General features: G+C 73.3%; 14 protein-coding genes and 1 pseudogene. 6 read left to right on the forward strand and 9 right to left on the reverse strand.

What is annotated here, in order from left to right:
- Window positions 1-20: 20 nt before the first annotated feature.
- Complete coding sequence (locus BLU82_RS33165; RefSeq protein WP_092625052.1) at window positions 21-1,148, forward strand: helix-turn-helix domain-containing protein; 1,128 nt, start codon at window positions 21-23, stop codon at window positions 1,146-1,148.
- A gap of 331 nt (window positions 1,149-1,479) precedes the next feature.
- Here the strand turns inward: BLU82_RS33165 and BLU82_RS33170 are convergent, their stop codons facing one another.
- From BLU82_RS33170 to BLU82_RS33180, 3 genes are all read right to left on the reverse strand, one after another.
- Complete coding sequence (locus BLU82_RS33170; protein WP_157741416.1) at window positions 1,480-5,193, reverse strand: S8 family serine peptidase; 3,714 nt, start codon at window positions 5,191-5,193, stop codon at window positions 1,480-1,482.
- Window positions 5,194-5,390: 197 nt separating this feature from the next.
- Complete coding sequence (locus BLU82_RS33175; protein ID WP_092625054.1) at window positions 5,391-6,185, reverse strand: hypothetical protein; 795 nt, start codon at window positions 6,183-6,185, stop codon at window positions 5,391-5,393.
- Window position 6,186: 1 nt separating this feature from the next.
- Window positions 6,187-6,933, reverse strand: coding sequence for a hypothetical protein (locus tag BLU82_RS33180; RefSeq protein WP_092625055.1), 747 nt, complete (start codon window positions 6,931-6,933; stop codon window positions 6,187-6,189).
- A gap of 94 nt (window positions 6,934-7,027) precedes the next feature.
- Between BLU82_RS33180 and BLU82_RS33185 the strand changes: the two genes are divergently transcribed.
- Window positions 7,028-10,198 (forward strand): BTAD domain-containing putative transcriptional regulator, encoded by a 3,171-nt coding sequence (locus BLU82_RS33185; RefSeq protein ID WP_092625056.1) that lies wholly within the window; start codon window positions 7,028-7,030, stop codon window positions 10,196-10,198.
- Here BLU82_RS33185 and BLU82_RS33190 read toward each other — a convergent pair.
- The 4 genes from BLU82_RS33190 to BLU82_RS33205 form a co-directional block, all read right to left on the reverse strand.
- A complete protein-coding gene (locus BLU82_RS33190; RefSeq protein WP_092625057.1) occupies window positions 10,182-10,925 on the reverse strand; it encodes an ABC transporter permease in 744 nt (247 codons plus the stop codon). The two genes, BLU82_RS33185 and BLU82_RS33190, sit on opposite strands and share 17 nt — an antisense overlap.
- A complete protein-coding gene (locus BLU82_RS33195) occupies window positions 10,922-11,860 on the reverse strand; it encodes an ATP-binding cassette domain-containing protein (RefSeq protein ID WP_092625058.1) in 939 nt (312 codons plus the stop codon). Before BLU82_RS33195 ends, BLU82_RS33190 begins: the two co-directional genes overlap by 4 nt.
- A 77-nt stretch (window positions 11,861-11,937) precedes the next feature.
- Window positions 11,938-12,702, reverse strand: coding sequence for an ABC transporter permease (locus BLU82_RS33200; protein WP_370246345.1), 765 nt, complete (start codon window positions 12,700-12,702; stop codon window positions 11,938-11,940).
- Between the two features lie 77 nt (window positions 12,703-12,779).
- Window positions 12,780-13,742: an ATP-binding cassette domain-containing protein gene (locus BLU82_RS33205; RefSeq protein WP_092625060.1), complete on the reverse strand. Its 963-nt coding sequence runs from the start codon at window positions 13,740-13,742 to the stop codon at window positions 12,780-12,782.
- A gap of 84 nt (window positions 13,743-13,826) precedes the next feature.
- Here BLU82_RS33205 and BLU82_RS33210 point away from each other — a divergent pair, with 84 nt between their 5' ends.
- The 4 genes from BLU82_RS33210 to BLU82_RS33225 are packed head-to-tail and all read left to right on the forward strand — an operon-like array spanning window position 13,827 to window position 16,906.
- Window positions 13,827-14,462 carry an RNA polymerase sigma factor gene (locus BLU82_RS33210; RefSeq protein ID WP_231947649.1) on the forward strand — a complete coding sequence of 212 codons (636 nt, stop codon included), beginning with the start codon at window positions 13,827-13,829 and terminating at the stop codon, window positions 14,460-14,462.
- The gene (locus tag BLU82_RS33215) at window positions 14,459-14,722 is read left to right on the forward strand and encodes an anti-sigma factor (protein WP_231947650.1); all 264 of its coding nucleotides are present in this window, start codon (window positions 14,459-14,461) and stop codon (window positions 14,720-14,722) included. Before BLU82_RS33210 ends, BLU82_RS33215 begins: the two co-directional genes overlap by 4 nt.
- A gap of 38 nt (window positions 14,723-14,760) precedes the next feature.
- Window positions 14,761-15,978, forward strand: coding sequence for an MFS transporter (locus tag BLU82_RS33220; protein WP_092625061.1), 1,218 nt, complete (start codon window positions 14,761-14,763; stop codon window positions 15,976-15,978).
- Window positions 15,979-16,027: 49 nt separating this feature from the next.
- Window positions 16,028-16,906, forward strand: coding sequence for a hypothetical protein (locus BLU82_RS33225; RefSeq protein WP_092625062.1), 879 nt, complete (start codon window positions 16,028-16,030; stop codon window positions 16,904-16,906).
- A 29-nt stretch (window positions 16,907-16,935) separates the two neighbouring features.
- Here BLU82_RS33225 and BLU82_RS36485 read toward each other — a convergent pair.
- Both BLU82_RS36485 and BLU82_RS33235 read right to left on the reverse strand, forming a co-directional pair.
- Window positions 16,936-17,674, reverse strand: a pseudogene (locus tag BLU82_RS36485) (hypothetical protein).
- 326 nt (window positions 17,675-18,000) lie between these two features.
- Window positions 18,001-18,441: a nuclear transport factor 2 family protein gene (locus BLU82_RS33235; protein WP_092625063.1), complete on the reverse strand. Its 441-nt coding sequence runs from the start codon at window positions 18,439-18,441 to the stop codon at window positions 18,001-18,003.
- Between the last annotated feature and the right edge of the window lie 116 nt (window positions 18,442-18,557).

Here is an 18,557-nt window from a genome sequence, read left to right on the forward strand (position 1 = left end):
GCAGCGGCTACCGTGGCCGGATGCTGGAAGCCGCGGGCGTCACCGCCGTCGAGGAGCAGGTGTACGGCGCCCTCGTCGACTCGCCCGCCGACACCGCGGCCGCCATCGCGACCCGGCTCGGGCTGTCGTTCGACGAGACCACGGCGGTGCTCGCGTCGCTCGAGGCGAAGGGGCTGATGAGCCGCACCGCCGACCGCACGCCGCGGTTCCTGGCGACGCCGCCGGACATCGCGATCGAGCCGCTGATCCTGCAACGGCAGGCGGAGCTGCAGGAGACTCGCCGGGCGGTCGACGAGTTGCTGCGCCGCTACCGTGCCAGCCGCCGTCCCCGCGAGGCCGCCGAACTCGTCGAGGTCGTCGTCGGGCGGCCCGCTGTCGCGCAGCGGTTCCAGCAGCTGCAGCGGCGGGCCGAGCGGGAGGTGCTGGTGCTGGTCAAGCCGCCGTTCGCGATCCCGCACGAGGCCAACGACACCGAGCTGGACCTCCTCGCCCGCGGCGTCACCGCCCGCGCCGTCTACGAACGGTCGGTCCTCGAGACCGACGGCGGCTCCGCGGCCGTCGCCCGCTACGTCGCCGCCGGCGAGCAGGCCCGCGTCGTCGACGAGCTGCCGGTGAAGTTCGCGCTGATCGACGGGTCGGAGGCGTTCGTGCCGCTGACCCCGGACGACCCCGAGACCGAGCCGACGTTCATGGTCGTGCACCGCAGCGGGCTGCTGGCGGCGCTGATCGCGCTGTTCGAGTCGCTGTGGGACCGCGCGTTCGACCTGTCCGCGCTGACGGCCCGCGCGTCCGGCCGCCCGCCGCGACTCGCCCCTGCCGACGCGCAACTGGTGTCGCTGCTGCTGGCCGGGCTGACGGACAAAGCGATCGCGGGCCAGCTGGGGCTGAGCATCCGGACGGTGCACCGGCGGATCAGCGCCCTGCTCGACCGCGCCCAGGTGTCGACCCGCCTCCAGCTCGGCTGGCACGCCGCCCAGCACGGCTGGCTGGACGGCTACGGCCCGGCTCATGCGGCTGGCGCTGCTGGCCCGGTCGGCGCTGTTGGACCGGCTGGTTCTGCGGGTCCGGCTGGACCGGCTGGCTCTGCGGGTCCGGTTGGCTCTGCTGGATCGGCTGGGCCGGCTGGCTCTCGCGGCGGCGCTGACTAGCCGGGCTCACACCCCGCCCGGCCGGGTGGGCCACCGACTCTACGCGCGGCCACTGACAGCGTCGGCGGGAACGGGCGGTGGGCTGCGAGGTGCGCTGATGGGCGGTAGCTGCGAGTGGGGACGGCCGCTGCGGTGCAGCCGGGCCGAGCTGCGCCGGGTGCAGACCCCGCCCGGCCGGGTGGGCCACCGACTCTACGCGCGGCCACTGACAACGGCCGCCGACCACGGCCACTGACAACGGCCGCCGACCACGGCCAGCGGCCAGCCGCCGACAGCCGAGCCAGGCCGCCGACGGCTGGGGTGGGGCCGCTCAGCCGCCGACAGCGCGGACTCAGCGCAGGCCGTAGGCGCGCAGCACCGTCTGCTCGATCCGGTTCCCGTCGCCGTCCCACGCCTCGACCCGCAGGGCGACGGCGTCGGCGCCGGGTACCGGGTCGAGCAGGGCCGAGTAGACCGCGCCGCGGCGGGTGACGCGGGCGGGGTGCCAGGTGGCGCCGTCGTCGTAGGAGGCGGAGAGGCGCAGGCCGCCGCCGGTGACCGGGGTGGCGTCGGCCTGCTGGTGCACCGTCAGCGAGACGCGGGTGCGAGCCCGCGAACCGACCGTGCCCCACTGGTCGACGTCCACGTCGTAGTCGACCTGGAGGAGGGGCAGCGGCTCCCGCTCACCCGCCGCGGGCCGCGACGACGCGAACGTCCAGGCCGTCCGGGTCGACGTCGAGCGGTGCCACCAGGGAGCGGTGCGGTCGACGTCGAGCTCGAGCCGGTACGTGGAAGGCGACGGCGAGGCGGGCCAGGTGCCGTACACCCCGTCACGTGAGGCGACGAGCGCGCCGTCGCGGTAGAGCCGCGCGGCCGCGGTGTCGTACGACGACTCGTCGCCGTTGTGGTCGCTGCCGTCGAGGAACGAGCGGATCAGGATCGTGAACTCGTCGTCCGTGCGGAACCCGGGCATGCCGTACTGGCCGTAGTGGTCGGTGTCGAGCGGCACGCCGGGCCGGACCACCGGGCCGAACCACGACCGCGGGTCGGACTCGCCGGCCGAGTACGTGCGCTCGCCCTCGATCATGCCCGCGACCAGCAACCGCTGCGCCCACACGAACTGCTGCCAGCGGGTGTCGCCGGGCGTGACCCACTCGTCGCGCTGCGACGGCAGCAGCACCTCGCGCGGGCTGCGGATGGAGAAGTTGTCGTACGGCCGGAACGCGTGCCGCGCCTCGTTGCCCCGGTGCTCCGGCCCGGTCGCCACATAGGTCGACTCCAGCGACGCGAGATCGCGCGGACGCACCTTCTCGACGAGACCGGACGGAATCGCGCCCGGCCACGACTGCATGAGGTCGTACAGGTACGGGCTGACGGCGACGCCGTCGAACTGGACGGTGGGCAGGCGGTCGAGCAGCGCCGCGCCGTCGGCCTGCGAAACCGTCACCACCGGGATCGTCGTGCCCTCGGCGACCCACTGCAGCAGCCACCCCGGCCGGTCGTGGTACTGGATCATCGCCGCGGCACCGGCCGCCGTCACAGCCGCGACCTGGTCGTCGATGGAGACGTCGTCGGAGCGGCGGACCAGCGCCGCCGCGCCGGTGAGGTCGCGGCCGGCCAGCTCTGCGGGCGTGCCGGTTCCGGCGTCGACGACCGGGTGGCCGTGCCGGCCGTCGACCCGGGGCGAGCCGACGGCGTACTCGTGCGCCAGCTCGCGGCCGTCCGCCCGCAGCGTCAGTTCGGGCGCGAACAGCTCCCACAGGCTGGAGAACTCGAACGTGCCCCGCTCCACCGGCTCGGTCGGAGCGGCGTACGCGACGTCGATGTACTGGTCGAGCATGTACTTGAGGTTGAACATGTGGTTCTCGGAGCTGCGGTACCAGCCGAGGGTGAGGCCCTGGTGCTCGGTCGGCCGCGGGGTGTCGACGGCGACGCGGGTGGCGGTGCGCCCGTCCAGCACGAGGTGGGTGTCCTCGGTCAGCTCCAGCTCGGTGTCGCCGACGATCGCCACCTCGCGTGCCTGCTCGCCGGACTCGTCCGGCGTGAACAACACTCCGAACAGGCTGTACGTGCCCGGCGGCACCCGGAACACGGCCGGCCCGCTGCCGCCGCCCTTGCGGCCGAAGAACCCGGTGCCCGACCAGTCGGTGTCGAGGTTCCACAGCTCGGCCGAGCTGGCCCCGATGGCCGGCGCGCCCTCGTGGTCGATGCCCTCGATGGTCACCTCGATGGTCTGCTGCTCCTTCGTGGCGCCGACGACGGTGTGCACGACGACGCCGCCGTCGGCCGAGCGGGCGGTGACGCGGCCGCCGTAGATGTCCGGGTCGCCGAGGTTCGGGTCGAACGTGACGTCGACGCTGGCGCTGTCGCCCGCCGGCACCGTCACCGACGGTGCGCTCAGCGTCAGCATGCCGGACGGCGCGGGCGTGCCGGCCGCGCCGGTCAGCGTCGCGTCGAGCGCCAGCACCACGGGCTCGCCGCCGTCGTTGGTGTACGTGACGGCGTGCGTGACCACCGGGTCGGTGCCGTCGTGCGGCCAGTCGTAGACGCCGAGATCGAGGGTCGCGGTGTCGGCGAACGTCGTCTGCGTGACGGCACGCGCGGCGTCGAGGCGCCCGGCGCCCTGCTCGTAGACGGTGTACTCGTCCAGCTCCCGCGCCGACTGCACGAGCGCCCGCTTCAGCTGGTCCGCCGCCCAGTCCGGGTGCCGCTGCAGCAGCAGCGCGGCCGCGCCGGACACGTGCGGCGTCGCCATCGAGGTGCCGTCGAGGCTGGTGTAGAGGTCGTCGACGGGGTCGCCGAGCGACGTCCCGGCCGCCCGGGCCGCGACGATCCCCACGCCCGGCGCGGTGATCTCCGGCTTGATCGCGTGGTCGCCGAGCCGCGGGCCGCGGCTGGAGAACGAGGCCAGCACGTCGGACTTGTCGACGGCGCCGACGCTGAGCGCGGCGTCGGCCACGCCCGGCGCCCGGACGGTGGTCGCGCCCGGCCCTTCGTTGCCGGCCGCCGCCACGAACAGCGTCCCGCTGGCCGCCGTCAGCTCGTTCACCGCCTGGCTGAGCGGGTCGGTGCCGTCGCTGACCTCGCTGGACAGGCTCATGCTGACGACGTCGGCGCCCTGCGTGACGGCCCACTCCATGCCCTCGATCAGCCACGAGTTCTGGCCGCTGCCGTCGTCGCCGAGCACCTTGCCGATGAGCAGGTCGGCACCGGGAGCGACGCCGGCGCGGGCGCCGCCGGACCCCGCCCCGGTGCCGGCGACGGTGGCCGCGACGTGCGTGCCGTGCCCGTGGCCGTCCTGCACGGTCGAGCCGGAGAAGTCGGCGGCGCCGCTGACCTGGCCGGCGAGGTCCGGGTGGGCGGGGTCGTAGCCGGTGTCGAGGACGGCGACGGTGACGCCGGTGCCGTCGTACCCGGCCGCCCACGCCTCCGGCGCGCCGATCTGCGGCACGCTCTCGGCCAGGACCGGCCGCACCTTCGCGTCCAGCCAGATCTTCTCGATCGACGGCGCCGCCCGTCGGGTGGCCTCGGCGCTGGGGAGGTCCGCAGCGACGTCGGTCCAGAACGCGGGCAGGTCGGCGGCCGGCGCGGACACCGCGACCGCGCCCACGCTCTCGAGGGTGGCCGTGACGACGGCGTGCTCGGGCGCGGGCGGGGCGGCGGCCCGCGCGGCGGCGCCACCGGCGTACGTGACGATCAGCGGCAGCGCGTCGCCGGTGTAGCCCTGCTCGATCAGCCCGGTGACGTTGAACAGCTCGCGGTCCAGCGATCCGGCCGCCAGGTACGGCTCGGCCTCGGCCGGGATGGCGTAGAGGCCCTCGGCCCGCTCGACCACCTTGAGGTTGCCGCGCACGGTGCCCGGCGCGGGCAGCGCGGTGATCGCGTGCCGCCCGTCGGAGGACGTGTCGACCCGCAGCCGGTGCCCGGTCACGAGCGTGACCGTGACGCCGTCGGCCGCCGGCTGGGGGAGCGGCGCCGGCGGGGCCGGGTCCGCGGCGCCCGGTGCGGCGGCCGCGACCAGCAGCACAGCGGCGCAGACGGCGAGCAGGGGACGAGACCGGCGCATGGGACCTCCCGGGCAGAGGCGCCGAAAGGCGGCGCGGATCCTCGGAGCCTAGGGGCGCGCGGTCGCCGCTGCCGAGGGGTCGACGCTGGCCGATGGGCGACATGGCAGAAACCCGCCACGGTCGTCAGCCGGTCCGCGGGCGGGTGGGGACGCCGGCCTCCGCCCGCCATGCTCGTTCCTCGCTCGGACGCCGCGGCCTACCGTTGGCCGGCGTCCTCGCCTACCTGCGGCGCCATGGCGACGGGCACGATCGCGCACTCGCCGGACGCGCCGGCCCGCACGATCGACACCTCACGCCTGGTCTCGAACGTGGCGAGCTCCTCGGGGAGCCGGGCCAGCGTCTCGCGCAGCAGGCGGCCATCCCGCTCGGCGCGGACGGTGATCGTTGTCGGCCACCAGTCACCGTCGGGAGCGGAGGCGACGCTGACCGACTCGACGACGGCCGGCTCGGGCCGCGCGTCCGGCGAGGCGGCGTCGTGGCGCAGGGCGCCGAGTGCTCGCGGGCGGTGGAGCGGCTCGATCCACACCAGGTGCCGCATCGTCGGATGCCGGCGGAAGCCGAAGAGCATGCCGGGCCGGATCGTGCACCCGACCTCGGCGTCGAAGGTGTAGGGACCGTGGACGAGGTCGCCGGTGCCGGACCCCAACGGACGGCCGATCACCCGCGCCCAGTGCGTGCGACCGTCGGCCTTACCCCAAGTCGTGGGCTCGATCCCCACCACCACCGCGGCCTCGAGCTCGGTGTCGGGGCGTGGCCGCGGCGGGTCGGGCTCCCAGCCGATGCGGGCCAGGCCCAGGCCCAGCAGCACGGCGAGGCCGGACAACAGGATCCAGAGCCGCTGGTCCGGCGCCTGAGTCATGCCCCACGCGGTCGCGGCGACGGCCGGGACGACGGCCGCCAGGGTGAGCCGGCGCTGGAGCCGGACGCGGCGTACCGCGCGGGCCCGGACGTCCAGCATGAACTGGTCGGGCCGGCCGCGGACCTGGCTCATGTCAGTACCACGCGGGCCACAGCACCCGCTGTCCTTCCCGGGTCTCGCACACGAGCGCGGTGCCGGTGTGACGCATCGTCGCGATCTCCTGCGGCCGCAGGAATCCCCGGGCCGTCCCGTGGCCGCCGGTCGTTTCGACCTCGACCTCGACGTGCCCACGCCGGACCCGGCCGGTCGGACGGATCGAGGTCAGCGCGGCTTCCGCCGGCTGGGCGTCCAGCAGGTCGCGGGCCGTCCCGGGCTCGAGCAGGCCGAGCTCGCTGCGGTGCCGCGCCAGCACCGCACGCAGACCGGGTTCGTCGAGCTCGACGGCGGGTGACCAGTCCTCGCCCGGCGCGGCCTGCGGCCGTACCGGCAGGAACGTCCCGGCCTGCACCGTACGCTCACGGTGCACCGGTGTGTCGACCACGACCTCCCTCCCGTCGGGCAGGGCCACCCGGAGCTGCGCCTGGATGTCCCCGCCGTCGTTGTCCCAGGTGCCGTCGAGCACGGCCAGCACCTCGCCGACCTGGACGTCGTCGACCGTACGGGTCTCGCTGTAGCGGGCGCCGCTCAGCCACCACTGCACCGAGCTGGGAGCACCGCGCCACACGTCGGCCCGGATCCTGAAGTGGGACGCGGAATCGTGCGGCTCCGGCTCTTTGCGCAGCTCGCGCCAGGAAACTTCCGCCAGACCCCACGCCACGAGAGCCGCCAACCCGACGATGACGGCGAGTGACGCCGCGATGATCGTCGCGGTCAGGCCCATGCGGCGGCTCCTCTGCGTAGGTCCGGGTTGGCCACCACCATCGCACGTCGTCCGTTCCGGTGGTCGCGCGGATCGCGCGTGGCAAAATCGGCGCGTGCAGGTCGCCATGCTCGGATCGTTCGAGCTCCGTACCGACGACGGCCGGGTGGCCGAGGTCGCGGGCGCCCGGTTGCGCGGCCTGCTGGCCGCCCTCGCGCTGGAGACCGGTCACGTCGTCCCGAAGGCGACGCTGCTGGACTGGATCTGGGCCGCCGACCCGCCCGCCGACGCCACCAACGCGCTGCAGCGGCTGGTCTCGCGGCTGCGCAAGGTGCTGCCCGACGGCGCCATCGAGGGGCATCCGGACGGGTACCTCCTGCGGGCCGAGCCCGACGCCGTCGACGCGGTGCGGTTCGAGCACCTCGTCGGGCGGGCCCGCGCCGCCGAGGACGTCGTGCGGGTCCGGCTGCTGCGCGAGGCGCTCGGGCTGTGGCGCGGCGGCGCCCTGCAGGACGTCGGCCTGCACGACAGCGCGGCGTTCGAGGCGGCCGCCACCCGGCTCGACGGCCTGCGGCTGTCGGCCATGGAAGAGCTGTTCGACGCCGAGATCGGCCTCGGCCACGGCGCCGACCTGGTCGCCGAGCTGACCGACGCCGTCGCCGCGCATCCGATGCGCGAGCGGCTGGCCGGCGCGCTGATGCGGGCGCTGGTCGCGGCCGGGCGCAACTCCGAGGCGCTGCTGGTGTTCGAGCGCACCCGCGAGGCGCTGGCCGACGCGCTCGGCGTCGACCCCGCGCCGGAGCTGTCCGCCCTGCACCTCGCCGTGCTGCGCGGCGAGGTGGGCGGGCGCGACGACGACCGGAAGACCAACCTGCGCTCCGAGTTGACCAGCTACATCGGCAAGGACGCCGACGTCACGGCCGTCCGCGGCCTCGTCGCCGAGCACCGGCTCACCACCCTGATCGGGCCGGGCGGGTCGGGGAAGACCCGGCTGGCCACCGAGACCGGACGTACGCTGCTCGACGACCTGCCCGACGGCGTCTGGCTGGTCGAGCTGGCCGCCATCGGCCCGGACGGGGACGTCGCTCAGGCGACGCTGGCCGCGCTCCGGCTGCGCGACTCGCTGCTCGGCGACGCACCGGACGCCGAGCCGGCCGGCCGCGTCGTCGCGGCGCTGCGCGAGCGGTCGATGCTGCTGGTCCTGGACAACTGCGAGCACGTCATCGAGTCCGCGGCGACGTTCGCGCACCGCGTGCTCGGCGAGTGCCGCCGGGTGCGGATCCTCGCCACCAGCCGCGAGCCGCTGGGCATCACCGGCGAGGTGCTGTGGCCGGTCGCGCCGCTGCTGCTCCCGGCGGACGGCGCCGAGCCGGACGTCATCGAGGCGTCGCCGGCCGTCCGGCTGCTGCTGGAACGGGCCCGCGCGGTGCGCCCCGATCTCGCCGCCGACGCGCCCACGCTGGCCACGCTGGCCCGGGTCTGCCGAGCGCTCGACGGCATGCCGCTGGCGATCGAGCTGGCCGCGGCCCGGCTGCGCACGATGTCGCTCGACCAGCTGGCGCACCGGCTCGACGACCGGTTCCGCCTGCTCACCGGCGGCAGCCGGACCGCGCTGCCGCGGCACCGCACCCTGCGCGCGATGGTCGACTGGAGCTGGGAGCTGCTCACCGACCCCGAACGCGCGGTGCTGCGCCGGCTGTCGGTGTTCTCCGGCGGCGCGAGCCTCGACGCGGCCGAGCGGGTCTGCGCCAGAGAGGGGGGTGGGCCCGAAGGGCAGGGGGGCGGGACAAGCACAGGCGACGTCGCGCCCGGCGAGGTCCTCGACCTGCTCACCCAGCTGACGGAGAAGTCGCTGGTGGTCGCGGAGGGCGAGCGGTACCGCCTGCTCGGCACCATCAAGGAGTACGCCGAGCAGCGGCTCGCGGAGGCCGGCGAGACCGGCCGCACCCGCCGGGCGCACCTCGACCACTTCTCCGAGCTGGCCGAGACAGCCGAGCCGTGGCTGCGCCGCGCCGACCAGGTGGAGTGGCTCGCCGTCCTGGGGGCCGAGCACGACAACCTCGGTGCGGCGATGCGCGGCGCGCTCGCGGCCGGCGACGCGGCGGCGGCCATGCGGCTCGCGGCCGGCGCGGGGTGGTACTGGTGGCTGGCCGGGCACAAGACCGAGGGCCTGGAGCTGATCACCGCGGCGACGGAGCTGCCCGGCGAGGTGCCTGACGCGGTCCGCGCCACGGTGTACGCCATCATCGTGCTGTTCGTCTCGACCGGGCCGGGCGACGAGCACCAGGCCGCGGGGTGGATCCACCGCGCCTACGAGGCGAGCCGGGACGTCCGGGGCGGCCACGCGGCCATGGGCCTCGTCGGTGCGATGGAACGACTGCTGCAGGGGCCGGAGGCGGCGCTGACCGCGTTCGAGCCGGTGCTCGACGACGACGATCCCTGGGCCCGCGCGCTGGCCCGGCTGCAACTGGGCAAGATGCGCGTCGTGAGCGGCCAGGCCGGTCACGACGCCGAGAAGTACCTCGAGACCGCGCTGGCCGAGTTCCGCGCCCTCGGCGAGCGCTTCGGGATCTCCTTCGCGCTCACCGAGCTGGCCGATCTCATCGCCACCCGCGGCGAGCTGGCCCGGGCGTGCGGGTACTACGACGAGGCCGTCGCGGCCGTCGCCGAGGTGGGTGCCGTCGACGACGTCATCCGCATGCGCGCGCGCCAGGCCGAGCTGTACTGGCAGCTGGGCGACGAGGATTCCAGCGCGGCCGCCATCGCCGAGGCGCAGCGCCGGGCCGACGGCGTGACGTGGCCGGGCACGCTGGCCGCGCTGGCCCTGTCGAAGGCGGAGCTGGCCCGCTGGCGCGGCGACTCCGACGACGTGCGCCGCCAGATCGAGGTGCTGCGGTCCGTGCTGGGCGACGAGGCAGAGCTGCCCTACATCCGCGCGCCGATCCAGGACCTGCTGGGCTACCTCGCCGACGATCTCGACGCCGCGTGCGAGCACCGTGCGGCGGCCTGTGCGTCGGCGGCCGAGGCGGGGCACGCCCTGGTCGTCGCCGGGGTCCTGATCGGGGTCGCGGACCTGGCTCTGCGCCGCGAGCAGTACGAGCAGGCCGCCCGGCTGCTGGCGGCGAGCGCCGTCGCCCGCGGCCTTCCGAACGGCCCGCACCCGGATGTCGTCCGGATCGAGCGCGAAGCGCGGAGCCGCCTCGGCGACGCGCGGTACGCCGAGGCGGCTCAGGAGGGGATGCGGGCGAACTGGCGGGAGCTGGCCGAGGTCACGCTCGCTTGCTGAACGTCGACCGGGCCCACACGTAGCCGACCACGGCGATGCCGACGCACCAGGCGAGGGCCGGGATGACGTCGCCGGCCGACGGCGCGCCGGCCAGCAGCCCGCGCAGCGTCTCGATGATCGGCGTGAACGGCTGATACTCCGCGAACTCCCGCAGGCCCGGGCCCATCTTGTCGGCCGGCACGATCGCGCTGCTGAAGAACGGCAGCATGACCAGCGGCACCGCCGCCATGCCCGCCGTCTCCGGCGACTTCGCCGCCAGCCCCAGCGCGACGGTGAACCAGCCGGCCGCGGTGGCCAGCAGCACGATCATGCCGACGACGCCGAGCCAGTCGAGCGCGCTCGCCGACGCGTCGAAGCCCAGCAGGAAGGCCACGCCGACGAGGGCGGCGATCGCGATCAGGTTGGTCAGCACGCTGGCGACGACATGGCCGGTCAGCACCGCGCCACGCGAGACGTCCATGACCTTGAACCGGTTGATGACGCCCTTCGTCATGTCGGCGTTCACCGCCGTCGCGGTGCCGCCCAGCCCGTAGCAGACGGCCATCAGCATAAGCCCTGGTGTGGCGTAGTCGACGTAGTCGACGCCGACGCTGAACGCGTCGCCGAGCATGTACACGAACATCAGCATGAGCACGATCGGCATCAGGACGGCGTTGAACACCGACGTGGGGTTCCTGGTGAGGTGCTTGAAGTCGCGGCGCAGCATCACCATCGCGTGAGCGGTCATGTCGTGGGCACCTCCGTGGCGTGGCCCGTCAGGGCGAGGAAGACGTCGTCGAGGTCGGGGGTCTGGACGGAGAACCCCTCGGCGCTGAGGGCGTACTCGTCGAGTCGGTCCAGCAGGGCGCGCAGCGAGGTCGTGCCGCCGTCGCTGGGCACTCGCAGGGTCTGCGACTCGTCGTCGCGGGCGGCGTCGGGGAAGATCCGCGCGGCGGAGTCGAGCTCCGCGGCCGTGGCGAAGCGGAGCTGGACGTGGGTGCCGGGGAGCCGGCGCTTGAGCTCGTCGGGGGTGCCCTGGGCCACGATGCGGCCCTGGTCGAGCACCGCGACCCGGTCGGCGAGCTTGTCGGCCTCGTCGAGGTACTGGGTGGTGAGGAAGATCGTGACGCCGTCGGCCACCAGGTCGCGGACGATCGACCACATCGTGCGGCGGCTGCGCGGGTCCAGGCCCGTCGTCGGCTCGTCGAGGAAGATGATCCGCGGGCTGCCGACCAGCGTCATCGCCAGGTCGAGCTTGCGCCGCATGCCGCCGGAGTAGGTCGAGGCGGGCCGCTGCGCGGGCTCCACCAGGTCGAAGCGCTCCAGCAGCTCCGCGACGATCCGCTTGCCGTCCTCGGCGCGCACCGGGCTGAGGTCCACCATCAGCTGGAGGTTCTCCTCGCCGGTCAGCAGCTCGTCGACCGCGGCGAACTGCCCGGTGACGCCGATGGCTCGGCGCACCGGCCGGGGCTCGGCCGCGACGTCGTGCCCGGCGACGCGGACCGTCCCGGCGTCGGCACGCAGCAGTGTGGTGAGGACGTTGACCGTCGTCGTCTTGCCCGCCCCGTTGGGGCCGAGCAGGGAGAAGACCGTGCCGGCCTCGACCTCGAGGTCGATGCCGTCGAGCACGATCGTGTCCCCGAAGGCCTTGCGCAGGCCCGAAACCTCAATCGCCTTTGTCATGCCTCCACGGTCGGCGTCTCGCCTGACACCGGCCTGACACGCGTCTGTCACGGCCGCTGACGCCGTGACGGAGCGGGTCAGACCCGGCGGCGCAGGGCCCAGACGGAGAGCGGGGCGAACACGGCGGCGATGGCGGCCGCCCAGATCAGCGACTGCACCGCGGGCGTGGTGGCGGACGCGACGTGCCACTCGGTGCCGAGGGTGTCGTCGCCGACCATGAGCGCCCGGCAGGCGTCGGACAGGATGGTGACGGGGTTGTTCTCGACGATCGGCTGCAGCCAGCCCGGCATGGTGCTGGTGGGCGCGAACACGTTGCTGACGAACGTCACCGGGAACAGCGCGGTGAAGCCGAACAGCTGCACCTTCTCGGGGTCTTTCGCCAGCACGCCGACCAGCACCGACACCCACGAGAACGCCAGCGCGAACACCAGCATGAGGCCCACCGCCGCCAGCAGCGACCACACGTCGGTGCCGATGCGGAAGCCGAGGATCATGCCGATGGCCAGCAGCAGGAAGATCGACCACGCCTGCTTGACCTGGTCGGCGATGATGCGCCCGGCCATGGGCGCCCACCTGGCGATGGGCAGCGAGCGCAGGCGGTCGAAGACGCCCTTGGTGAGGTCGATGTTCAGGCCGGTGCCGACGTACATGGTGATGAACAGCATGTTCATGACGATGATGCCGGGCAGCGCGAACGTGAGGTACTCGCTGGTGGACCCGGCGATGGCGCCGCCGAACACGTAGGTGAACAGCAGCACGAACATGATGGGCTGGATGCTGAAGTCGCCCAGCTCCCACGGGTTGTGCCGCACCTGCACGATGGTGCGCCAGGCCAGCGTCATGGTCTGCCGGACACCTTCGCCGATGCCGACGCGTGGACTCAGCTCGGCCGGTGCGGGCCGGGCCGCGGTGACGGTGGTCATGCCGGCCTCCCTTCGGACTCGGGCTCGTCCTCGACCGGCCGCCCGGTGAGGGAGAGGAACACCTCGTTGAGGCTGGCGCCGCGCAGCGTCAGCTCCGTGACCAGCACCCCGGCGTCGTCGAGCCGCCGGACGACGGCCGGCAGCACGGCGGGGTCGCCGACCGGCGCGGTGACGCGCGGGCCGTCGATCTCGGGCGTGGTCTTGGTCAGCTCGGCGACGACGGCCGTGACGACAGGCAGCTGGGTGTCGTCCTCGGGGCGGACGACGAGGGTCTGTGAGCCGGTCTTCGCCTTCAGCTCGTCGGGTGTGCCGGCGGCGATGACGCGGCCGTGGTCGATGACGGTGATCTCGTCGGCCAGGGCGTCGGCTTCGTCGAGGTACTGCGTGGTGAGCAGCACCGTGACGCCCCCGGCGACCAGGCCGCGGATGAGCGACCACAGCTCCGCGCGGGCGCGGGGGTCGAGCCCCGTGGTGGGCTCGTCGAGGAACAGGATGGACGGCCGGCCGACGAGGCTGGCGGCGAGGTCGAGCCGGCGCCGCATGCCGCCGGAGTAGGTCTTGGCCGCGCGGTCGGCGGCGTCGGTGAGGTCGAACTCGGCCAGCAGCTCACGTGCGCGCTGCTTCGCCGCCGGCCGCGGAACGCCCAGCAGCCGGCCGATGAGCAGCAGGTTCTCGGTGCCGGTGAGCATCTCGTCGACCGCCGCGTACTGCCCGGTGAGGCCGATGAGCTGACGGGCCTGGTGCGCCTGCCGGACGACGTCGTAGCCGCCGACCGAGGCGTGGCCGTCGTCGGGCCGGAGCAGCGTGGCGAAGATGCGCACCGCCGTGGTCTTGCCGGCGCCGTTGGGGCCGAGCAGCCCGAGCACGGTGCCGGACCGCACGGCGAGGCCGACGCCGTCGAGTGCGGTGGTCTCGCCGAAGTGCTTCACGAGCCCTTCGGCCTGGATGGCGTGGTCCATGGGGAACCTCCTCGTTCCACCTGGCAAGTGACCAGCATGCCGCGTACCACCGACAATGTCGGTGGCCGATGCGATGCTGATGCGGTGCCGCCCTCCGCGCTGCCGCCCGACGCCGAGCTCGCCGGCCTCCTCCTGGCCGGCGACGAAGCGGCGTTCGCGCAGGTCGTCGGCGCGTGGTCGCCAGGAATGCGGCGGCTGGCCCGGGTCTACGTGTCGACGGAGGAATCCGCGGCCGAGGTGGTACAAGAGGCCTGGCTGGCCGTCGTCCAGAGCGTGGGCACGTTCGCCGGCCGGTCCTCGCTGCGCACCTGGGTGTACCGCATCGTCGCGAACATCGCCCAGCGGCGCGGCGGCCGCGAGGCGCGGGCCGTCCCGGCGACCGGCCTCGGCGACGGCAGCGAGCCCACCGTCGACCCCGCCAGGTTCGCCCCGCCGGGTCACCCGCACGCCGGGCACTGGCAGCACCCGCCCTTGCCGTGGCCCGAGCAGGCGTTGCTCGCGGCCGAGGTCCGCGCCGAGGTGGCCGCCGCCGTCGCGGGGCTGCCGGCTCGCCAGCGAGTCGTCATCACCCTGCGCGACGTGCACGGTTACGACGCCGCCGAGGTGTGTTCGATACTGGAGATCTCGGCGGCGTACCAGCGGGTGCTGCTGCACCGGGCCCGGGCCGCCGTCCGGACCTGCCTGGAGCGGTACCTCGCCGACGGAGAGGAGGCGCCGTGACCGAGTCGCTGAACGACCCCGTCGACCACCTCGCCTGCAACGAGCTGGTCGAACTGGTCACCGCGTTCCTCGAGGGCGCCCTCGACCCCGTCACCGAGCGGCGCGTGGTCGACCACATCTCGCTGTGCGACGGCTGCGACCTCTACGTCGACCAAGTGCGCCAGACCACCGACGTGCTGGCGGGGCTGTCCGGTGGCCAGCCGCTGTCGCCCGCCGACCGCGACCGCCTGCGGGCGGCGTTCCGAGATTCCTCCGCCTGACGTGTAACGCCCGGCCGGCCCGCCGACACTGAACGGGCATGCCGACACCAACCGCGTTGCGCCGCCGCCTGCGTCCGCTACAGGTGGCCGTCGCCCTGCAGGCGATCCTGCTGTGGGTGCCGATCGAGAAGCTGTTCCTCGACGAGATCGGCTTCGATCCGATGACGGTCGGCATCATGACCGCCGTCTACGCGGCCATGGTGCCGCTGATCGAGATCCCGTCCGGCGTGCTGGCCGACCGATGGAGCCGGCGGTCCGTGCTGCTGGTCGGCACCGCCGGGCTGGCCGGCGCGGCGTTGCTCGGCGGCCTGAGCACGGGCGTCCCGCTGTACCTGGTCAGCGCGATGTCGCTCGGGGTCTACTTCGCGATGTCGACCGGCACGCTCGACGCCGTCGTCTACGACACCGTGCTGGAGGAGACCGGCAGCAGCGACCTGTTCGAGCGCACGATCGGGCGGGTCCGGCTGGTCGAGAGCGTCGCGCTGGTGACCAGCTCGCTGGCCGGTGGCTGGCTGGCCGGCGTGCTCTCGCTGCGGTCGACCTACTACCTGACGGTGCCGTTCATGCTGCTGGCGGCCGTGGCGCTGCTCTGGTTCAGGGAGCCGCGGCTGCACGAGACCGGGCGGCCGGAGTCGCTGCGCTCCCACCTGGCCCAGACCGCCCGGATCCTCGGCGACCGCGGCCAGGTGCTGCCGATCGTCGCGGCGATCGTGCTGGCCGCCGGGACCACGTCGCTGCTGTTCGAGTTCGGGCCGCTCTGGCTGGTCGCGCTGGCCGTGCCGGCGGTCGCGTTCGGGCCCTACTGGGCGGCGCTGACCGCGGCGTTCGGGTTCGCCGGGGTGCTGGCCGGGCGGGTCCGGCTGGACTCCCCGCGGGTGACGGTGGTCGCGACGGTGCTGCTGGCGGCGACCGGGCTGGTCCTGACCACCGGTGCGACGGCCGCGTGGATCGTGCCGGCGCAGGTGCTGATGGCGGTGCTCACGATCCTCGCCGGCATCCACCTCTCGAAACTGCTGCACGACGCGGTGCCCTCGACCGTCCGCTCGGGCGTCGCGTCCGGCGTGAGCGCGCTGTCCTGGATGGCGTTCCTGCCGGTCGCGCTGGTCACGGGCGCGGTGATCGACGGCGGCGGCCCGCGGCCGGCGGGCTGGCTGGTGGTCGCGACGGCGGTCCTGACCGGTGTCCTGCTCGTCGGGCTGGCCCGCCGCCCGCTCTGCGCGCCTTGCCCAGAGGCCGAGCTCGTCGGCGCCGGTTGACGTCCGAAAGCTTCAAGCCGGGCGGGCCCGACGGGGACAGGATGACGGTATGGATCTCACCGCCGCTACCGCGTTCCTCGCCGGCCACGCCCGTCAGCTGGACCGGCTCCGGTTCGAGCTGCTGACCGGGACCGGCGACCGGACGGCGACACTGGCCGCGCTGGCCGGCTACCGCAACCCCGACGGCGGCTTCGGCTGGGGCCTCGAGCCCGACCTGCGCTCGCCGGAGAGCCAGCCGCCCGCCGCGCTGCACGCATTCGAGGTGCTGGCCGAGACCGGGCCCGGCGACGCCGGCCTCGCCGGTCCGCTGTGCGACTGGCTGACGTCGGTGACGCTGCCCGACGGCGGCCTGCCGTTCGCGCTGCCCGTCACCGTCCCGGCCGGCACCTCGCACTGGTGGATCGGCGCCGACCCCACGACGTCGTCGCTGCAGATCAGCTCGGCCGTCGCCGGCCAGGCCCACCGCGCCGCGCGGCTGGACCCCGTCGTCGCCGCGCACCCGTGGCTGGAGCGCGTCACCGACTTCTGCCTGCGCACCATCGCCGCCACCGAGCGGCCGCGCGCCCACGAGCTGATGTTCTCGCTGATCTTCCTCGACGCCGTCCACGACACCCGGCCCGAGGCGGCTGCCCAACTGGAGCGGCTGGGCGCGCTGGTGCCGTCGGACGGCGGCATCCCGGTCGAGGGCGGCATCGAGGGCGAGGCGATGCACCTGCTCGATTTGTCACCGGAGCCCGGCCGCCCGCTGCGCGCGCTGCTCGACCCGGCCGCCGTCGAGCGCGACCTCGACCGGCTGGCGGCGCTGCAGCAGGACGACGGCGGCTGGATCGTCGACTTCGACTCGTCATCGGCGGCCGGCGCGCTGGAGTGGCGCGGCTACCAGACGGTGTGGGCGGCGCGGACGCTGCTCGCCCACGGCCGACGCTAGTGCTGTGACCGGATAGGTTCGCCGGGGTGTCAGGCTGCTTCGGTTTGGGTGATGGGGCGGCCTCTCCAGCGGATGCCTTTCTCGGTGATGCGGGCACGTTCTCGGCGTTGAGCTGCCAGCACGTCGGGGTGGCGGGCGTTGGCGTTGCGCCAGCGCAGGTAGGCGTGCAGGGATGATGTAGATCGGTGCCCCGTCCGGCCTCGCGGCGCGGATCGACTTCAACCCGGTGAGGGAGTTGGTGGTGCCTTTGTGGCGGTGGTTGATGCCCCAGAGCGTGTCGTCACCAATCGAGTAGCAGCCGTGGAAGTAGGTGACACCATGGGTGTGGTGATAGGTCGCGGCCACCCGATCGGGCTCGCCTTTCCCGGCCCAGCACGCACCGCCGGTTGGGCGGAGACCGAGCGGGCCGAATTCGTCGAACGCGAAGGTCCGGTCCGGGAAGTTCTCCAGGACGTGCTCGATGCGGTCGAGCTTGGTATCCCGTTCGGGGTCGGTGGACTCCTTCCAGGTCTTCGTGCGCTGAAACGTGATCCCGCGGCGGGCGAGCAGGCAACGCAGGGCTTCCCGGCCGATCCGGATCGCTCTGCCAGCTGTGGTGGCCAGGAAGGCGGCGAGTTTACCGAGTAGGCGGGGACGGCCTCCCGCCCACTGAGGGTCCAGACACGCCAACCCGATCTCGTTGAACCGATGGATCACCTCCCGCACCGTGTCCTCATCCGCCGCCACGAGCTGTCCCCACCATCGAACCGGGTCATGGCACCTCACCACCCAGCGACATCCCGGCGAACCATTCCGGTCACAGCACTAGCTCCGTCTTGCCGACACCATTTGGACCGGAGATCACGACTAGACACTGGTTCCCTGCGGTCAACACATCCAGTTCAGATTGCGACTCTGGTCGGTCAACCCAGCTTCGACGTGAAGGCGGTACCTGTCGTGGCGGCACTGGTTCCGGTGTGGCGTAGTGGTAGTGAACATCACCAACATCTGCAGACTGGATAAGCACCTCGCCCACGTCAAGTAACCCGTCGAATGGATTCTTGGCTGGCTTGCGCCCCCGCACCCCATCCTTAACTTCACGGCCTTGGTGCTGGTCACGGTTCGAGGTCAGTCACTCCGTTGCCGCTCGCCAGGTCGAACGGTACGGAGACCTGGTCGTGCGTGATCAACCAGTTGCCGTCGATCTTGCGGAAGCAATAGGTGACCCGGACCCACATACCGTTCGTGACCGTCCCGTTCTTCAGCGTTCCGCTGAGCCGAGCGAAGCAGTGCCCGAATGCCACGTCATCGCCCACGGTGAGTGTCAGGTCGCGAACTTCATAGCGTGCATCCTGGAAGAACGTGAACGCGGTCGCCCAGTTCTTCGACTTCGCCGCCAGCCCCACATGCTGCAGCGGCGGTTCGATGTCGAAGGACACGACGTCCGTTGCGTAGAGCTGTTTCAGGCTCTCGAGATCCTTGGTTCGGATTCCTTCGACGATCTGGTCGACCTGCTGCCTGATCTTGACGTCGTCCACCTCGCGTTGGCTTGGCATCGCTCCCCATCCTCCATCCGAACCTCAACCTTGGCTTCTCGCCTGTACGACGACACAGCACCCCGGCATGTGACACGCCAGGTCCGTAACCTGACGCGACGCCTGCGGCGTTCGTC

Source organism: Jiangella sp. DSM 45060, assembly GCF_900105175.1.
Classification (GTDB): Bacteria; Actinomycetota; Actinomycetes; order Jiangellales; family Jiangellaceae; genus Jiangella.

Bases quoted from the DNA above. Each gene is read 5' to 3' on its own strand.
- BLU82_RS33165 (WP_092625052.1), top strand. From the start codon at position 21: ATGCTGGAAGCCGCGGGCGTCACCGCCGTCGAGGAGCAGGTGTACGGC.
- BLU82_RS33170 (WP_157741416.1), bottom strand. From the start codon at position 5,193: ATGCGCCGGTCTCGTCCCCTGCTCGCCGTCTGCGCCGCTGTGCTGCTG.
- BLU82_RS33175 (WP_092625054.1), bottom strand. From the start codon at position 6,185: ATGAGCCAGGTCCGCGGCCGGCCCGACCAGTTCATGCTGGACGTCCGG.
- BLU82_RS33180 (WP_092625055.1), bottom strand. From the start codon at position 6,933: ATGGGCCTGACCGCGACGATCATCGCGGCGTCACTCGCCGTCATCGTC.
- BLU82_RS33190 (WP_092625057.1), bottom strand. From the start codon at position 10,925: ATGACCGCTCACGCGATGGTGATGCTGCGCCGCGACTTCAAGCACCTC.
- BLU82_RS33195 (WP_092625058.1), bottom strand. From the start codon at position 11,860: ATGACAAAGGCGATTGAGGTTTCGGGCCTGCGCAAGGCCTTCGGGGAC.
- BLU82_RS33200 (WP_370246345.1), bottom strand. From the start codon at position 12,702: ATGACGCTGGCCTGGCGCACCATCGTGCAGGTGCGGCACAACCCGTGG.
- BLU82_RS33205 (WP_092625060.1), bottom strand. From the start codon at position 13,742: ATGGACCACGCCATCCAGGCCGAAGGGCTCGTGAAGCACTTCGGCGAG.
- BLU82_RS33220 (WP_092625061.1), top strand. From the start codon at position 14,761: ATGCCGACACCAACCGCGTTGCGCCGCCGCCTGCGTCCGCTACAGGTG.
- BLU82_RS33225 (WP_092625062.1), top strand. From the start codon at position 16,028: ATGGATCTCACCGCCGCTACCGCGTTCCTCGCCGGCCACGCCCGTCAG.
- BLU82_RS33235 (WP_092625063.1), bottom strand. From the start codon at position 18,441: ATGCCAAGCCAACGCGAGGTGGACGACGTCAAGATCAGGCAGCAGGTC.